The organism is Algoriphagus pacificus, assembly GCF_017254845.1.
Classification (GTDB): domain Bacteria; phylum Bacteroidota; class Bacteroidia; order Cytophagales; family Cyclobacteriaceae; genus Algoriphagus; species Algoriphagus pacificus.
On the sequence record NZ_JAFKCU010000005.1, the window covers coordinates 206,037 to 222,711 of the forward strand.

14 protein-coding genes are annotated in these 16,675 nt (G+C 39.5%); 9 read left to right on the forward strand and 5 right to left on the reverse strand.

The genetic code is table 11. The features are described 5' to 3' along the window. The first annotated feature begins 36 nt into the window (after positions 1–36). The gene (locus tag J0A69_RS18405) at positions 37–1,104 is read left to right on the forward strand and encodes an AMP-binding protein (RefSeq protein ID WP_206588092.1); all 1,068 of its coding nucleotides are present in this window, start codon (positions 37–39) and stop codon (positions 1,102–1,104) included. Further along, positions 1,101–1,523 carry a DUF2141 domain-containing protein gene (locus J0A69_RS18410; RefSeq protein WP_206588093.1) on the forward strand — a complete coding sequence of 141 codons (423 nt, stop codon included), beginning with the start codon at positions 1,101–1,103 and terminating at the stop codon, positions 1,521–1,523. The genes J0A69_RS18405 and J0A69_RS18410 overlap by 4 nt, the downstream gene beginning before the upstream one ends. Here the strand turns inward: J0A69_RS18410 and J0A69_RS18415 are convergent. Next, positions 1,520–2,131 (reverse strand): 2OG-Fe(II) oxygenase, encoded by a 612-nt coding sequence (locus J0A69_RS18415; RefSeq protein WP_206588094.1) that lies wholly within the window; start codon positions 2,129–2,131, stop codon positions 1,520–1,522. The two genes, J0A69_RS18410 and J0A69_RS18415, sit on opposite strands and share 4 nt — an antisense overlap. A 73-nt stretch (positions 2,132–2,204) precedes the next feature. Between J0A69_RS18415 and J0A69_RS18420 the strand changes: the two genes are divergently transcribed. Next, positions 2,205–2,963 carry a hypothetical protein gene (locus tag J0A69_RS18420; protein WP_206588095.1) on the forward strand — a complete coding sequence of 253 codons (759 nt, stop codon included), beginning with the start codon at positions 2,205–2,207 and terminating at the stop codon, positions 2,961–2,963. Positions 2,964–3,031: 68 nt separating this feature from the next. Next, complete coding sequence (locus J0A69_RS18425; RefSeq protein ID WP_206588096.1) at positions 3,032–4,102, forward strand: toll/interleukin-1 receptor domain-containing protein; 1,071 nt, start codon at positions 3,032–3,034, stop codon at positions 4,100–4,102. On the opposite strand, the gene J0A69_RS18430 is transcribed toward J0A69_RS18425, so the two are convergent. Together J0A69_RS18430 and J0A69_RS18435 are read right to left on the reverse strand one after the other, a co-directional pair. Continuing rightward, positions 4,092–4,865, reverse strand: a complete 774-nt coding sequence (locus J0A69_RS18430) for an XRE family transcriptional regulator (protein ID WP_206588097.1) — start codon at positions 4,863–4,865, stop codon at positions 4,092–4,094. The two genes, J0A69_RS18425 and J0A69_RS18430, sit on opposite strands and share 11 nt — an antisense overlap. Next, on the reverse strand, positions 4,862–5,119 hold the full coding sequence (locus J0A69_RS18435) for a hypothetical protein (protein WP_206588098.1): 258 nt from the start codon (positions 5,117–5,119) through the stop codon (positions 4,862–4,864). Before J0A69_RS18435 ends, J0A69_RS18430 begins: the two co-directional genes overlap by 4 nt. Before the next feature lie 350 nt (positions 5,120–5,469). Here J0A69_RS18435 and J0A69_RS18440 point away from each other — a divergent pair, with 350 nt between their 5' ends. Continuing rightward, positions 5,470–8,235 (forward strand): outer membrane beta-barrel protein, encoded by a 2,766-nt coding sequence (locus J0A69_RS18440; protein ID WP_206588099.1) that lies wholly within the window; start codon positions 5,470–5,472, stop codon positions 8,233–8,235. A gap of 34 nt (positions 8,236–8,269) precedes the next feature. On the opposite strand, the gene J0A69_RS18445 is transcribed toward J0A69_RS18440, so the two are convergent. Next, a complete protein-coding gene (locus tag J0A69_RS18445) occupies positions 8,270–8,596 on the reverse strand; it encodes a four-helix bundle copper-binding protein (RefSeq protein ID WP_206588100.1) in 327 nt (108 codons plus the stop codon). Positions 8,597–8,898: 302 nt separating this feature from the next. Between J0A69_RS18445 and J0A69_RS18450 the strand changes: the two genes are divergently transcribed. Continuing rightward, complete coding sequence (locus J0A69_RS18450; RefSeq protein ID WP_206588101.1) at positions 8,899–9,885, forward strand: LLM class flavin-dependent oxidoreductase; 987 nt, start codon at positions 8,899–8,901, stop codon at positions 9,883–9,885. A 35-nt stretch (positions 9,886–9,920) separates the two neighbouring features. Here the strand turns inward: J0A69_RS18450 and J0A69_RS18455 are convergent, their stop codons facing one another. Next, positions 9,921–12,164, reverse strand: a complete 2,244-nt coding sequence (locus J0A69_RS18455) for a Tex family protein (RefSeq protein WP_206588102.1) — start codon at positions 12,162–12,164, stop codon at positions 9,921–9,923. Between the two features lie 277 nt (positions 12,165–12,441). Between J0A69_RS18455 and J0A69_RS18460 the strand changes: the two genes are divergently transcribed. The 3 genes from J0A69_RS18460 (at position 12,442) to J0A69_RS18470 (ending at position 16,667) form a co-directional block, all read left to right on the forward strand. Beyond that, positions 12,442–13,014 carry a TlpA family protein disulfide reductase gene (locus J0A69_RS18460; protein ID WP_206588103.1) on the forward strand — a complete coding sequence of 191 codons (573 nt, stop codon included), beginning with the start codon at positions 12,442–12,444 and terminating at the stop codon, positions 13,012–13,014. 87 nt (positions 13,015–13,101) lie between these two features. Further along, positions 13,102–15,438, forward strand: coding sequence for a glycoside hydrolase family 95 protein (locus J0A69_RS18465; RefSeq protein WP_206588104.1), 2,337 nt, complete (start codon positions 13,102–13,104; stop codon positions 15,436–15,438). A 95-nt stretch (positions 15,439–15,533) separates the two neighbouring features. Then, positions 15,534–16,667, forward strand: a complete 1,134-nt coding sequence (locus J0A69_RS18470) for a carbon-nitrogen hydrolase family protein (protein WP_206588105.1) — start codon at positions 15,534–15,536, stop codon at positions 16,665–16,667. Positions 16,668–16,675: the final 8 nt, after the last annotated feature.

Below are 16,675 nucleotides of genomic sequence, written 5' to 3' on the forward strand. Positions count from 1 at the left end.
GCCAATGGAGTTTTCCTGTACCCTGATTGATTTACCATGTTTGAGCTGCTGATAGGCAAACATAGACTGAGTTCCCCTCAAGATTTTGAAAATGCTCCAGATGATCTTAAATCATTTGAAAAAGAAGCTTTTGACTTTTGCAAAGACTGGTTATCAGACAAACAAAGCTTTGAATTACATACTTCAGGCTCCACAGGAACTCCTAAATTGATCCAGGTTTCTAGAGAACAAATGGAGTCCAGCGCTCGTGCTACCGGTGCTTACTTCGGGATTAATCCTGGCACTGAATTGCTTTGCTGCATGAATACAGCATACATAGCTGGTAAAATGATGCTCGTTCGAGCTATGGTTTGGAAATGTCCAATTTTAGTCATTGAACCTAGTTCAAAACCTTTTGAGAATGTACCTCCTCGCTTTGATCCTATGTTTGTAGCTATGGTCCCACTCCAGGTTGAAGCCAGCATTTTATCAGATCCTCAATCCCTCCAAAAGCTATCTTTCCTCTTAATCGGAGGTGCGCCTGTTTCAGAAAAACTTCAAAATAAGATTCTGGATCTTGGACTGAATGCTTTTCAAAGCTATGGTATGACGGAAACAGTATCTCATATTGCCATTGCTCCATATGCAGCCGGAGATTTCATTTATGAAGCCTTGCCGGGTGTTGAATTAGGTCAAGACGAACGAGGTGCGATCTGGGTGAAAGCTACCATGAGCAATAATCAAAAAGTCCAGACAAATGATTTGGTGGAATTTTTAGGTGAGAAACGATTCAAATGGCTGGGAAGAGCAGATTACACGGTAAACTCAGGGGGAATCAAACTTCACCCAGATTTATTGGAAAGAAAAATTGAAAGTATTGTCACTACCTATTTTCCAGAAAGTCACTTTTTTTTGATAGGTGAGCAAGATGAAAAACTGGGGCAAAAATTGGTCTTGGTTATTGAGGCTCCAAAGAACTTGGAAGAAAAGGCATCTATTTTGCATAATGCACTAAGCTCAAAGCTCACAAAATATGAGCTGCCAAAATCCATTTATTTGATTGAGCAATTTAAAAGAACCCCAACCGGTAAAATCAAACGTTTAGAATCTTTTAAATTAAGATGAGCAAGCTTCTTATTTCTTTCCTTTTGTTTTCCCTTCCTCTCTTCGATATTGATCCGGGTGAAATCCATTTACACATCCGAGAGACTGATAATGATCTAGGAAATGTTTTAGTCTTGGTGTTTAATCAATCAACAGGATTTCCATCAGATCCCGACAAAGCTTTGATGAAACTCAGCTTACCCTTAAAAGGAAAAAAAGCCACCATCACACTTCCTGATATCAAACCTGGGAAATATGCTATTTCAGTATTCCACGATGAAGACGGAGATGGAAAAATGGATAAAAACAGTGTGGGATATCCTTTGGATAAGTACGGATTTTCTAATAATCCTTCCTCATTTTTTGGACCTCCAAGTTTTGAAAAAGCCGCTTTTGAAGTTGGCTCCAAACCTGTGAGAGTTGATATTAAGTTGCGTTAATCAATATTTCTAAGCCAACCTGTGATACTGATTCTTTCCTTTTTGGTTGGGAGAACCTCATGAGGAATTTCACCACTCAAGAAAACTACCATTCTGCCACCCTTTGGCATTATGTCAAGAATCTCCTCTGAACCATCTTCTTTGGGTAAATACATCCGAAGCATGCCTTCATCTTCTTGCTCCCAGCTATCATTCAGGTAAATAATAACAGTGACCAAGCGATAAGGAACTTGCTCAAATTGGTCTAAATGCCTCACATAAAAAGAGCCCTTTGGATATCTGGCAAAATGCCCTTCAAATGATTTCAAACCCAAATAGCATCGCTGATTGATTGCCATTCTGACTTTATCTACTTCTTCCCAATAATGCATTTCAAAAGGGCTCAAATCTTCAGGATCCATCCAAAGTACCTGATCGTTTCTGATTTCAGTCCTCACCTGCTTTTTTTCGCCTTTACCCACAGCTGCCAGTCTGAATTTCCCTGCTTCCAATAGATCCGATTGTTCTTTCAAGAGTGAAGTTCTCAATTCTTCACTGATGAAATCATCAATTATTGCATAGGATTTTTCATAAATCTCTGCTGCAATTTTTTCATATACCGATTCCATAGTTCGTGTTTAACCTTGCAAATAACCTCTAATTCATCGAAAAAAATTACTTTTGCCGAAAGCAAATTTTACAATGCCTCAAAAAGACACACTGACAGGGATAGAACTCGAGTTTGATTCAGGAATTATCCCTCCTCCTTATAGCCATGTTTATAGAATTTCATTGGATTGGAGCAAAGGAGACCTGCAGGCAAAATTAGATTTACATTATACTGACCGGGAGGAATTGACAGAAACCGAAATTTTGGATGAGGGTTTCACTCCCAATGATGATTACTCTTACGAAGGTCCGCTTCATGAGATTTGGATCAAAACTATCCAACAGAAACTGGATGCGGCAAAATGGTCTGGAAAATCAATGGAAGATGGTGGTCTTATCGTCAAACCAATCGAGAATGGGCAAATTGGAAAAGTAAAGGTTCCAGCTGACCAAGAAGACTGGCAATTATTCGGTCAGGATTTGATTCAGGCTATTTATGAAACTGCCAAAAAAGAAGCTCCACTGACGGTCCATTACAGAAAAGTGTCAACTGAGAAAATTCAGGATTGCCAGATTACTATTCAATTCTCAAATAGAGAAGTAATTTTTATTACTGAGGGCGAAAGCAGATCGATCAATTGGGAATATACAGTTCAGTTGATGAAGCTCATCTTTACTCCAGATTATAACTATGAAATCGCCAAAGAGGAACCAAGTAGTAAAAGAGGAGCTTATATCGAATGTGGAGATGGCTTTTGGCATGAACTAGGAAAAGGTGTAGTCAATATCGACCCTTCCAATGACGTGGTTAGCAAAATAAAAGAAAGGTTTGATGATCTTTTGGGAGAATAAGATTTCAAACAAATACATCAATTCTTCTTTTTTTATAAATTAGTCTCTGAAAATCAGGGACTTTTTTTATGGCTGACAATAAAATTTTCGTTAGTTACCGCAGGCAAGACGCATCAGGTGAAGCTGGCCGATTAGTAGATCACCTTCAGGAAGTATTTGGGGAGGAAAGTGTGTTTCTTGATGTGGAAACCATTGAAGCTGGATTGGACTTCGTTCAAGCAATCGACAAAGCACTTAATTCTTGTAAAGTTCTGATTGCGATGATTGGTCCGCACTGGTTAAATATGCGAGACTCCGAAGGAAATCTTCGCCTTTTCCAAGAAGGTGATTTCATTCGAATAGAAATCTCTGCGGCTTTGAAAAGAAATATCAGGGTGATACCGGTTTTGGTAAATGGTGCGGTGATGCCTACTCCTGATCAACTTCCTGAAGACCTTCAAGCCCTTACCAGAAGGCATGCGCAGGAGTTGAGTAGCTCCAGATGGAAATATGACAGTGATCAACTAACACAAGTCCTTAGCAAGATCATTGAGCCCAAACCAATTCCACAACCGACACCTAGACCTACTCCAAGACCAATTCCTCCAAAAAAGAAAAGTTGGTTGGCTAAAAACTATTTATGGGTTCTGGGTGGATTTGTAAGCTTACTTATTTTGATCCAATTGATGGATTTGCCAGAGGAAGATTTTCCAAACGATCCCTATCAACCTCCAGTGGAAGAGGATTATGGAAATACAGATGATCCAACAGTGGAAGATCTACAACAATTCCGAGAAGATAACCCTGGAGGAACAGAAATCAATGATAATTTGACGGGTACTGCTACTGAAATCGAAGATGTCTCAGGTTATTGGAGAATGGATGACAATCAGGGGAATTTCAGCACTTTTATTTTTGAACTGTATGAAGATGGTGAAGTGGAGTTTTTAGAATACAATCAATTTAATATTCAAATTGGGTCCGGAACTGGCGTTGCAAATGGAACTGACTTGACTTTGGATTATTACAATTCACTTTTTCAATTAAATGGCAATTTTAAATTGAAGACATACAATCAGGGAAAAAGCTGGTCGGGCAATGTTAATTTTCCAAGTTTAGGTACAAGTTCACCTATCACATTTCAGCGAATTAACCCTTGATCCTTCTTAAGTCTGCCTGAATATCCTTAATCATTTCTCCTAGATCCTCCAGAGTGAGTGATTTCTTTTTGTCGCCAGGATTTGGAAAATCAGTACTGATAAAAGCTTTTGATTCCCAAGCTTCCAATACATCCTCACCTTTTACTTCAAAAGGTTTGTAATGCTCATTATCAGAAACCAAAAACAATTTGCCGTTTTCATGGAGGTAATTGAATACCCGTTTGTAAACCACTCCCTCGGATTGGGTAACTAGCACATAGGTATTACCGCTTTTGATATCTTTCAACTGATCCACGTAAGATCCGATTACGATTGTACCTGGAATCAATGGCAACATGCTGTCTCCGGCTAATTCAAAAGCACGGTAAGTAGCATTTCGGGACAAATTAGGAAGATGAAACTGCGGAAGCTTTTCCATATATTCTGGATCAGCAAAACCATTCAAGTAACCAGCCGAAGCTTTTTGGGGCACCATAGTAATGGTTTCTTTGTCATCCGCATCAGCTGCAATGGTCAAAATATTGATCCCTCTTTTCTGAATTGCCTTTCTTCCTTTGGTTTCAATATCATGCTCCAAAAGCTCCTCCAAGCCAACTTCCAAAATATCACATAGCTTCTGTAAAGTCAGCAACTTTGGCTCAGATCTTCCATCTTCATAAGCAGAAATCATCGTCCGCTGAACAGCCAGTTGATCGGCTAATTCATTTTGGGTAATTCCCTTTTGCTTCCGCAAAAACCTAAGATTAGATGCGAGGAAACTCATGCCGAAAACAGGTAAAAATTATGATCTTCTTGTACTGCTGGAACTGGGAAAAATGGATTTAGATTCATGGCAGAAGACTTCCTTCTTTCCATTCGCTGCTTGATCTCCTCTATAATTTCCCCCACTGGCTTTGGTTCTGTCACCAATAAGTAACCGTATTGAGGTTTTACCTCATCTTCAATAAAAAACTTGACCTGTCTATTCCCTGAAGCTAAGGTCTTTGTAGTAATGCTGATTTTTTCCTGATTTTCCATAATTGCCATTTTTAACATCAGCTAATTTACAAATGTTACTTTTATAAACATGTAGATGATGTAAAAATAAACATATTATTCTGACAAAAACTGTCAACTCTCTAAAAAACCTTTCCAATTGTTTCATTTTCAATCATTAACAGACAGACAATATTTTTACCATCTATCAAAAAATCACAGAATAAAGCCCTGTTTAATTCAACATTTTACCGTTTAGACAATATAACTACTAATCAGGGAGGCTTCTTGCTTCCTTTGTAGCATAGAATTATTTAACAATAGCTCGAGTCTTAGGTTTTGATCTTAAAGGCAAAGTTCAAATAAGCCGAGTAACCTATTAAACCAACTACATGAAATACCTATTACTATTTTTATTTTTTATTGGATCAGTACATCTCAGTTTAGCCCAAAACTATTCCATCAAGGGTAGAATTCTCGAGTTTGGATCCGATCAAAGTATCCCAAACGCAACCATCCTTTTATTGACATTTTCTGATTCACTTCAGGTGGACGGGATGATTTCTGATATCGATGGAAATTTTGATATCGAAAGCATCAAAGAAGGTGAGTATATCTTGAAAGTTCAGTACCTGGGCTATCAGGACCTTTTCAAAACTGTTCAATTAAAAGAAGACATTGACTTAGGAAATCTAAAACTGAAAGAGACAGCTACCGAATTAGGAGAAGTCACTATCAGTGCTAGACGATCAACAGGCGTCAATAAAAGTGATACGACCTTATTTAATGCGGATGCATTTAAAACAATGAAGGATGCTTCTGCACAAACATTGGTGGAAAAGCTACCGGGAGTCACGATGATGGATGGAGCTCTTCAGGCCCAAGGTGAAGCCATTGCCCAAATCTTAGTTGATGGCAAGCCTTTCTTTGGTGGAGATGTGAAAACTGCTTTGCAAAATTTACCTGCTGAAGTGATTCAGGGGATAGAGATTTTTGACCAGAAAAGTGAAAAAGCTCAGCTAAGTGGTTTTGATGATGGGGAAAGAATGAAAACGATCAATATCATCACCAAACCAAATCGCCGAAAAGGCCAATTCGGTAAAATTTCCGCAGGCTATGGAACGGATGATCGTTACTTATTGGGAGCTAGCATCAATGCCTTCAATGAAGATCAGCGAATCACATTTACAGGTTTGAGTAATAACATCAACGTTCAGGATTTTTCATCTGATCCTAATGTCCAAGGCAATAATCGACCTCAAAACGGGATTATCAAGACAAATATCCTGGGACTGAACTATACTGACCAAATCGGTGAAAAGCTGAAAATCAGTGGAAGTTACCTTTATAGAACCCGTGAAAACAATGGGATTTCTTCTCTTTTTAGAGAGTATGTAACAGATTCAGAGAATGATCAAACCTATTCTGAAAACAGCCTAAATACAAGAAAAAATCAGGATCACCGGTTTGATATGAGGTTGGAGTACAATATCAACGAGAAAAACAGAATCGTTTATAGACCTCGGTTTTCAGCTTCAAATGATAGGGAAAATTCCAGTTTCTTTGGTGAATCTTTGAATGCTGATGGTCCTTTGAACCAGACTGAAAATGTCAGAACTGCTGATAATGACGATTTCGATATTGACAATAGACTTTACTATGGTCATAAATTCGATAAAGAAGGAAGGTCTTTGACAGTTAGATTAAATGCCGGATATCATTGGAATAAGGATTTGGCTTTTAGAAAAGCTACAAATATTTATTACCAGCCAACGGAAAGAACTGAAATCATCAATCAGAGAATCCAAAGAGAGCGTACTGGAACCAATTGGGAAACCAGTTTCTCCTATACTGAACCTCTCGGCCAGTATGGGCAAATGGAACTGGAATATGAAATTGGAAATAGAGCAAATGACTCGGATCAATTGACTTTTGATATCCTGAATGAAGATCTTTCAGAATTCAATTTAGCATTGGACACTGCACTTAGTAATACTTTCGAAAGCAAGTACCTGACTCAGGAAGTGGAGCTGGGATATCAGTACCGAAGAGAAAAAGTCCAAGTTCAAATAGAAGGTCAATACCAAAACGCAAGCTTGCAAAACGACCAGGGATTCCCTGCTCCTTTTGACTTAAACAGAACATTTGAAAGCTTCCTTCCTACTGTAAGGTTTGATTACAAATTCTCCGATAACACCAACATGGAGATTGATTATGACACAGATACGGATGCACCTTCTGTCCAGCAACTTCAGTCTGTTATCGACAATTCAAACCCATTGCAGCTCAGAACAGGTAATCTTAACCTAGACCAATCTTATTCCAACCGATTGAGATTGAGATTCAGAAGTAGAAATCCAGATACAGATAAATCCTGGTTCGTTTTTGCCCAAGCTAGATTGGTAGAAAATTCGGTTGCAAACAGTTCATTCATCGCAGAAGAAACTACTGAGTTGCCTGGAGGAATTATCCTTGAAAAAGGTTCACAATTATTCCGACCTGTCAATTTGGATGGTTTTCAGGATTTCAGATCTTGGGTTAGCTATGGTATGCCGCTCGGCTTCATCAAATCAAACCTGAATATCAATGGTGGTCTGAGTTACAACAAAAGACCTGGACAAGTAAATGGAGAATTGAGTTTCAATAACTCAAGCAGGCTGAGCACAGGTATTTCTATCAGCAGTAATATCAGTGATCAAGTAGATTTCAATATTTCCACAAGGATGTCATTCAACAATGTGGAAAACACCTTGAATACCAACTTGAACAACAAATACTACAACCAATCCACTCGACTTAATTTCAGCTGGATTATTTGGGAAGGATTCATCTACAGATTGGATCTAAATCATCAGATCAATTCCGGTTTGTCTGCCGGGTTTGACAACAACTTCCTGTTGATGAATATGAGTTTGGGTAAGAAAATATTCAACAATCAACGCGGTGAAATTTCTCTTAATGTATATGACCTTTTGGGTCAAAACACCAGTGTCAGAAGAAATGTGACCGACGTATACATCGAGGATGTTCAAAACAATGTTTTACAACGCTATTTCATGTTGACTTTTTCATTCAACCTCCGAAGATTCAGTAAAGGAATGGATATGAATGACTACAATGAAATGGTCAATGATGGGAATGAACCAAGAAGAAATTAAAAAAAATGGCTGCTTCAATTGAAGCAGCCATTTTTTATAGCATCATATCCTCACATTCCTCAATGCAATTATAGCAGGAGGCAGCACATTTCTGGCAATCTTCATGTTGGTGCTTAGAACACTCTTCAGCGCAAGCTCTACAGGCATCAACACAAGCCTGAAGGTAAAGTCCACGATCTTGTGAATTTGACTCAAATGCAGAAATACAGTCTTTGCAGGCATCAATACATCTACCGCACAACTTCACACAGCTTTCCATCCCCAACATTTTTTGACAGGACTTTGCGCAGGCATAGCAATCTTCAATGCAACGATTACAAGCCTCTATGATATTACTTCTGAGCTGAACAATATTATTCATGATTTCTAAAGTTTAGGACCTCTGGTCTGGTTATAGGATTTATTCTACAGACTTATTTTCAAAAAAGAGACCAAGCTTATTCCGATCATAAAAACCATTAAATATTGGATATGAAGCACTTATACTAAATTCACTTCAGGAAAAAGCTAAGTTTTTTGGGGAGGAATTGTCGCAACTTGTAGAAATAGACTTCAAATACTTTTAAAATCTTTCCTTAAAGAAACTTTCCAATTCAAAAAATCATTGAATAGGCAATCCGATCCAAAACTTTGGATCGGCACTACGAGTAATTTACTTTATCCATGAAAATCCCCTATTCACTTCTTGACTTAGCTATCATCCGCGAAAATCATGATGCCAAAGAGGCCTACGAAAGAAGTTTGAACTTAGCAAAACATGCTGAAAAGCTAGGATACACGAGAATGTGGCTTGCAGAGCATCATAACATGGCTAATGTTGGCAGTTCTTCTCCACAAATCTTAATTGGCTACTTGGCGAATGGAACATCCAAAATACGTTTGGGATCTGGTGGTATCATGCTTCCAAATCATAGCCCATTAGTAATTGCAGAGCAATTCGGAACATTGGCCACACTTTATCCAAATCGCATTGATTTGGGATTAGGAAGAGCTCCAGGCACAGATCAAACCACTGCCCAAGCTTTGCGAAGGGGAAGAATGGAATCGGTTCAGGAATTCCCAAATGACTTAGATGATTTACGGCAATATTTCTCAGAAGAAAACAGAGATCAAAAAGTAAGAGCTTTTCCAGCGGAAGGATTGGAGATTCCTATCTATTTACTCGGCTCTAGCATGAGTAGCGCAGTACTTGCATCGCAAAAAGGTCTTCCTTATGCATTCGCTAGCCATTTTGCACCTGGATATTTAATCAGTGCATCGAAGTATTATCGGGAAAACTTCACTCCTTCCGAGCATTTGCAAAAACCTTATTTCATTTCCTGTGTCAATGTGATTGCTGCCGATACGGACGAAGAAGCCAGCTATTTGGCAACTTCCTTTTTCCAGACAGCCTTGGGAATAATCCGAGGTCAGTCTTACCCGCTTAAAAAGCCTGTTGAATCCATGGAAGGAATCTGGACAGAGCCAGAAGCTGCTGCCATCCAAAATATGATGGCCTGTACTTTTATCGGTTCAAAAGAAAGTTTAAAACCTCAATTTGAAAGTTTCTTTTCCCAGGTCCAAGTGGATGAATTGATGATCAGCTGTAATATCTATGAACCGGAAAAAAGACATAGGTCGCTGGAAATTGCATCTGAATTATTTCAATAAAAGAAAACCCAAAATAGCTGATTCGGGGTTTCTTTTTACTTACCAAATTGTTTTTTCAACATCGCCAGCTTCTCTGCCATTGAGCCTTCCTCCTCTTTCTTTTCCACTCGCTTGGCTGGTTTTTCCATTTTCTTTCCTCGCTCAGCAAAAGGATCTGATTTCATGCTTAAGCCAATCCTTTTTCTAGGAATATCTACTTCCATGACCGTCACTTGCACTTTCTGATTGACTGTCACTATTTCATTCGGGTCTTTGACGAAGCGATCGGCCAAATGACTCAAATGGACTAATCCATCCTGATGAACTCCTACATCGACAAAAGCCCCAAAAGCAGTGATATTGGTGACCACGCCTGGAAGTTTCATACCTACTTTTAGATCACTCATGCTATTCACACTTTCTTCGAAAGCAAATACTTCAAAAGTTTCCCGTGGATCTCTTCCCGGCTTTGCCAATTCCTCCAAAATATCCTGAAGCGTCGGCAAACCAACCGTTTCAGACACATAATTCTTCAAAATGATTTTGTTTCTCAAATCATCCGAACTCATCAAATCAGAAACTGAAGCATTGACATCTTTGGCCATTTTTTCCACCAAATCATATCGCTCTGGATGGACTGCAGAAGCATCTAGTGGATGCTTTGCTTCGCTGATCCGTAAAAATCCTGCCGCTTGTTCAAAGGCTTTGTCACCTAGTCGAGGTACTTTTTTCAATTGAGATCGGCTTTTGAAAGGACCGTTTTCATTTCTGAATTCGATAATATTCTGTGCCAAAACAGGTCCCAAGCCAGAAACATAGGTTAGTAGCTGCTTTGAAGCTGTATTAACTTCGACACCAACTCCATTCACAGCCGACATTACTGTATCGTCCAGTGCATGTTTCAATGCATTCTGATCTACATCGTGCTGGTATTGACCAACTCCAATTGATTTGGGGTCAATTTTCACCAGTTCGGCCAAAGGATCCATCAGCCTTCTTCCAATAGAAACTGCTCCTCTTACCGTCAAATCCAAATCAGGAAATTCCTCCCTCGCCACATCCGATGCAGAATAAATGGAAGCTCCTGCTTCATTAACCATCGTTACGATCACTGACTTTGGAAGTCCCAAGCTTTTGACAAAAGTCTCTGTTTCTCTTCCAGCCGTTCCATTTCCAATGGCAATCGCCTGAATCGAATACTTTTCAACCAAGCCTTTGATACTCATGCTAGCTTCAACAGTTCTTCTCTGAGGCTCATGCGGATAGATGGCCTCATAATGTAAAAACTGACCCTGAGGTCCCAAGCAAACAAGCTTACAACCTGTTCTAAAACCTGGGTCAATTGCCATTACAGATTTTTGACCCAAAGGAGCTCCAAGAAGCAATTGCTTTAAATTTTCAGTAAATACTTTGATTGCCTCTTCATCTGCTTTTTTCTTGGTCAAAAGTCTGACTTCAGTTTCCATACTTGGCTTCAGAAGTCTTCTATAAGCATCTTTCAAGGCCAATCTGACTTGATCCACAGAAGAATTAGATTCTGGTTCGAGGATGAACTTCTCCATCAAAAAAATCGCTGAAGCTTCCTCTGGAACGGAATCCAACATTAAAAAAAGTTCTTTTTCTCCTCTTCTCATCGCCAAAACCCTGTGAGAAGGAGCCGTTTTGATCGGCTCAGACCAATCAAAATAATCTTTGTATTTGATTGCTTCTTGTTCTTTTCCTGGAATTACTTTCGAAGTGAAATTTCCTTCCTCCATAAAAAGCTTTCTCATCTTTTCACGAAGCTCGGCATTTTCATTGACCCATTCGGCTATGATGTCACGTGCACCTTGTAAAGCTTCTTCAATGGTATTTACTTCTTTCGAGGCGTCGACAAATTTTTCCGCTTCTTTATCTAAGGCAATGGATTTTTGGCTAAATATTAATTCTGCCAATGGTTCCAATCCTTTTTCCTTAGCAATGGTAGCTTTGGTTCGACGCTTTGGTTTATAAGGCAAGTAGATATCCTCCAACTTCGCCATAGTCTCCGCCTCTTGAACTTTCTGCTTTAACTCCGGAGTAAGCTTGCCTTGCTCGTCAATTGACTTTAAAACAGCTTCTTTTCGCTTATCCAGCTCTCGCAATTGAAGAACCCTATCTCTGATTGCAGCAACCTGAACTTCGTCTAAAGTCCCAGTAACTTCCTTTCTGTAGCGCGAAATAAATGGAACTGTTCCGCCTTCATCCAGTAACCCAATAGTGGCTTTGACTTGTTCTGGTCGGACTTGAAGCTCCGCGGCTATCTTAATTTCGTAATTCATATTCTGAAAATTCTACTCTAATTGCCCCGCAAGTTAAGCCTCCTTTTTGAGACAAAAAGAAAGAATTGTGAGACTTGTCACTAAAGGTCTGGTTTCAAGAGCGTAAAATTGTAAGTCAATTGAAATGAAAAATTGTACCTCCTCATGAACTGAATAAATATTTAAATTCTTTACATAGGTGATTTGAATCCTCATTAATAAATAAAACTTTCAAAAGGAATAAAAGGCTTCATGTATTATTAACCTTCAAAGATTCCTTTACAAATCAAACTTCTACATGGATTGGAAAAAAGAAATAAAAAGTTGGGGAATTATGGCTGCCGTAGTGGCATTCCTGTATTTCACAGGATTGCTTCCTGTTTTGATCGGAGGCCTCCAATCAATTTTACTTTCTACTGGATTAATTAAGCCAAAAATCGAAATGCCCGATTTGACGGATCATCAATTTGACTATCGAGGTAGATTTTTGACTTTCGACGGAGAAGAAATCAATTTGGAACAATACCGGGGAAAAACGCTTTTCATCAATTTATGGGCTTCTTGGTGTGGACCTTGCCGTGCCGAAATGCCACACATTTCTGAACTTTACAAATCGGTCAAAGATGATCCGAACATTGAATTCCTCATGATAGGTCTTGATAAAAATATTGAAAAAAGCAGGGATTTTTTAGAGGGTAAAACATGGGAATTCCCAACAGCTCATGCGAGTTTTGGACTCAACGAAAGCCTCCAAAGCGAGGCTATTCCTACCACGCTGGTGGTTAATCCAGAAGGAAACATCGTTTTCTACCAACAAGGAATGAGTAATTTCAACAGTCCAGAATTCAAAGAATTCCTGATTTCCCAATAAGATTTTCCTAGCTAAATCTACTTTTTAAGCCTTTTCTATTGGCCAAAGAAGAGGTTTTTCGTAATCTTAAATCCAAACCCAAAATATATGAAAGGCCTTCTATCACTGATAGCATTTTTTTTATCGCTATCCACCGCGAGTTATTCCCAAAAACCTGTTCTCTGGTATTCCCAAGCTGCTGAGCAATGGGAAGAAGCTCTTCCAGTCGGTAATGGTAGATTGGGAGCGATGGTGTTTGGCAAAACAAGCATGGAAAGAATCCAGCTCAATGAGGACTCCATGTGGGCAGGAGCTGCTGGAGACTGGGGATTAGCAGATGGGAGAAGGAAAGATTTAGATCAGGTGAGAGCCTATCTTTTAGCTGGAGAAAATGAAAAAGCAGATTCACTTTGGGTGGCAGCTTTCTCCAGAAAAGGGATCACAAGGTCTCATCAGACATTGGGAGACCTCTGGCTAGACTTTGAGTTCCAGGAAATCACAGACTATAAAAGAAGCTTGGATTTAACCACAGCTTTGGCTAGTTCATATTACAAAAGTGAGGGGTATCCTGTTAGTCAAGAAGTAATCAGCAGCGCGGTAGATAATGCGATTTTTATTCGATTGAAGACTGAGCATCCCGAGGGTTTCCGAGGAAAAATCAGGCTTTCAAGACCTCAAGATGAGGGATTTGAAACTGCAGAATACAAAACAGTAAATGCCATGACTTTGGAAATGAGTGGCATGGCTACCCAAAGAAAAGGTCAAATTGACTCAAAACCCTACCCAATTTTAGAAGGAGTCAAATTCAGGACTTTGCTTTTTGCAGATTCGGAAGAAAACACAATCGATACAGGCTTTGACTATTTAGAATTAAAAGGAGCAAAGGAAGTCGTATTAAAACTGGTTACAGTTACTAGTTTTTATAATAAGGATTTCGAATCCGCTGCCCAAAGGGAGTTGGAATCCATAAAAGACAAATCATGGGAGGATATTTTGGCAGCTCATATTGCAGATTATTCTGAGTTTTTTGGTCGGATGGAATTAAAATTGGGCAATCCAAATGGCAGCGAAATTCCAACTGATATCCGAATTGAGCGAGTGAAATCAGGCGAAGAAGACCTACATCTAGAAAAATTACTCTTTGATTTTGGAAGGTATTTATTGATTTCATCCAGCAGACCAGGGACTAATCCAGCGAATCTTCAGGGAATTTGGAATGAGCACATCAATGCTCCTTGGAATGCAGATTATCATTTGAACATCAACCTTCAGATGAATTACTGGCCGGCAGACGTTACAAACCTCAGCAAGCTAAATCAACCTCTTTTTGATTTCATAGACGGCTCAATTTACAATGGACAGAAAGTCGCCCAGACCAATTTTGATATGAAGGGCACTTTCCTGCCCCATGCCACAGACATTTGGCAAGTACCATTTATGAGGGCTGCCACAGCTTATTGGGGTGGCTGGATTGGTGCCGGGGGCTGGATGTCTAGGCATTATTGGGATCATTATTTATTCACAAGAAACAAACGCTTCTTGGCTGACCGAGCATTTCCTGCGATTGCGGAGGTAGCTGCATTTTATTCAGATTGGCTGGTCAAATATCCTGCAGATGGAAAGTTGGTTTCAGCTCCCTCCACTTCTCCCGAAAATCAATTCATCAATGCAGCAGGTAAATCAGTCGCAACAACCATGGGAGCTGCAATGGATCAGCAAATCATAGCTGACGTCTTCCAGTCATTTTTGACGGCAGCCAAAATCCTGAATTCTGAATCCAGACTCAGAGATAGAATTGAAGAACAATTAGCCCAACTGAGACCAGGTGTTCAAATCGGCGAAGATGGAAGAATCCTGGAATGGGATCAACCCTATGAAGAAACTGAAAAGGGACACAGACACATGTCACATCTTTATGCTTTTCATCCAGGAAGTGCCATTACACAAAGTGCGACTCCAGAAGCTTTTGATGCAGTCAGAAAAACATTGGAGTTTCGCCTTGCCAATGGAGGAGCCGGTACTGGCTGGTCCAGAGCTTGGCTGATCAATTTCTCGGCAAGGCTTCTTGATGGAGAGATGGCTCATGAGCACATTCAAAAACTCATCAGCCAATCCTTGTATCCCAACCTTTTTGATGGGCATCCACCGTTTCAGATTGATGGCAACTTTGGATACACAGCTGGAATAGCCGAGATGTTGATTCAATCCCATGAACCTGGAATCATCCGCTTACTTCCCGCGCTGCCAAAGGCATGGCAATCCGGTGAGGTAAAAGGAATCAGAGCACGCGGGGACATTACTGTTGACATGGCTTGGGAAAAAGGTGAAATCATCAAATTATCTATGCTTTCAGGCGAAAACCAAACGATTACTTTGTATTACAATGGTTCAGAAACTACCATCATGTTAAAGAAAGGAGAGTTTTTCGGTTTTGAATTCGATTAAAAATTTTTGAAATCAAAATCTCATGAGTAAGTAAAACTATGCAGTTTAAGTGCTAAGTTTGACTAGCTAATAAAACAAGTGAGAGTCTACGATTCATGGTAAAAAGAAGTATCAGTTTCTTGATTTTTGTCGTTTTTGTATGGCTAATCTGGTCTTATTCAGGAAGAAACTTACCCTTAACTGAGGCCCAATCATTTTTATCGGTAATAGAGGAAGTTAATTCTCCGGACTCCTTGGAGAGAAATATAATAGGCATTCAGCCCTATATGGAATTGTCAGATTATTTGAATCCAGGCAAATTCGACAATAAGATCAGACTTTATATAGCTGCAGCTAGGCAAAAAGGTTTTATTCGCAAAAACACGGTAATCCTATTTCCTGAAAATCTGGGAACCTATCTTTTCTTATTAGGAGAAAAGCATGCAGTAGCGGAAAAAGAGACTTGGGAAAAGGCTAAAAACACCTTGATTTTCAGCAACCTATTTGATTATTTTTTGGGATACATCAAGACTGGTGAGGAACCAGACAAAGCCAAATCAGCCATTTTCCGAATGAAATCTAAATCCATGGCGTCAGTTTATTTTGATACTTTTAGTACGCTGGCAAAAGAAACTCAAAGCTATATTTTCGCAGGCTCCATCATACTTCCTGGGCCTTATGTTTCTGATGGCGAAATCTTTATCGAGAGAAAAAAAGCTTTGGTAAATGTCTCTTTTCTTTTTGGACCTGACGGAAAAGTTGTGGGGCAGCCGATTCAAAAAACTCATCCCAACAAAACAGAACTAGGTTACCTAATCGAGCCTGAACTTAAAACCATTCAGAATTCTCCCCTCCCCTTTGCCAACGCTTCCCTTTTAATAGGCAAAGACAGCTGGTTTCCGGAAAATCAGGATAAGGCCTTGGCAAATAATACCGACCTGTTTCTTATGCCTGCTTCAGCAATAGGAGAAAACAGCATGAATTCCTTTTGGACTGCGAATGATTTTACCGCAATCCCTTCATTCATAGAAGAGGGCGACGTAAATCAAATTTCACTGAAGGAGGCTTGGTCCAAATATTCCATATTTCAGCGCTTGGCAGCATTCCCTTCAAAAGTGGGAGTCAGTGCTTTCTTGAACGGGAACTTTTGGGAGAATTCATCTGAAGTTCAGCCAATCATTTTTTACAATGGAGAATTTCTATCTCTTACTTCTGCAGAAAATGCTGGAATCTGGTCTCTGAATTTTTAAGCAAATTC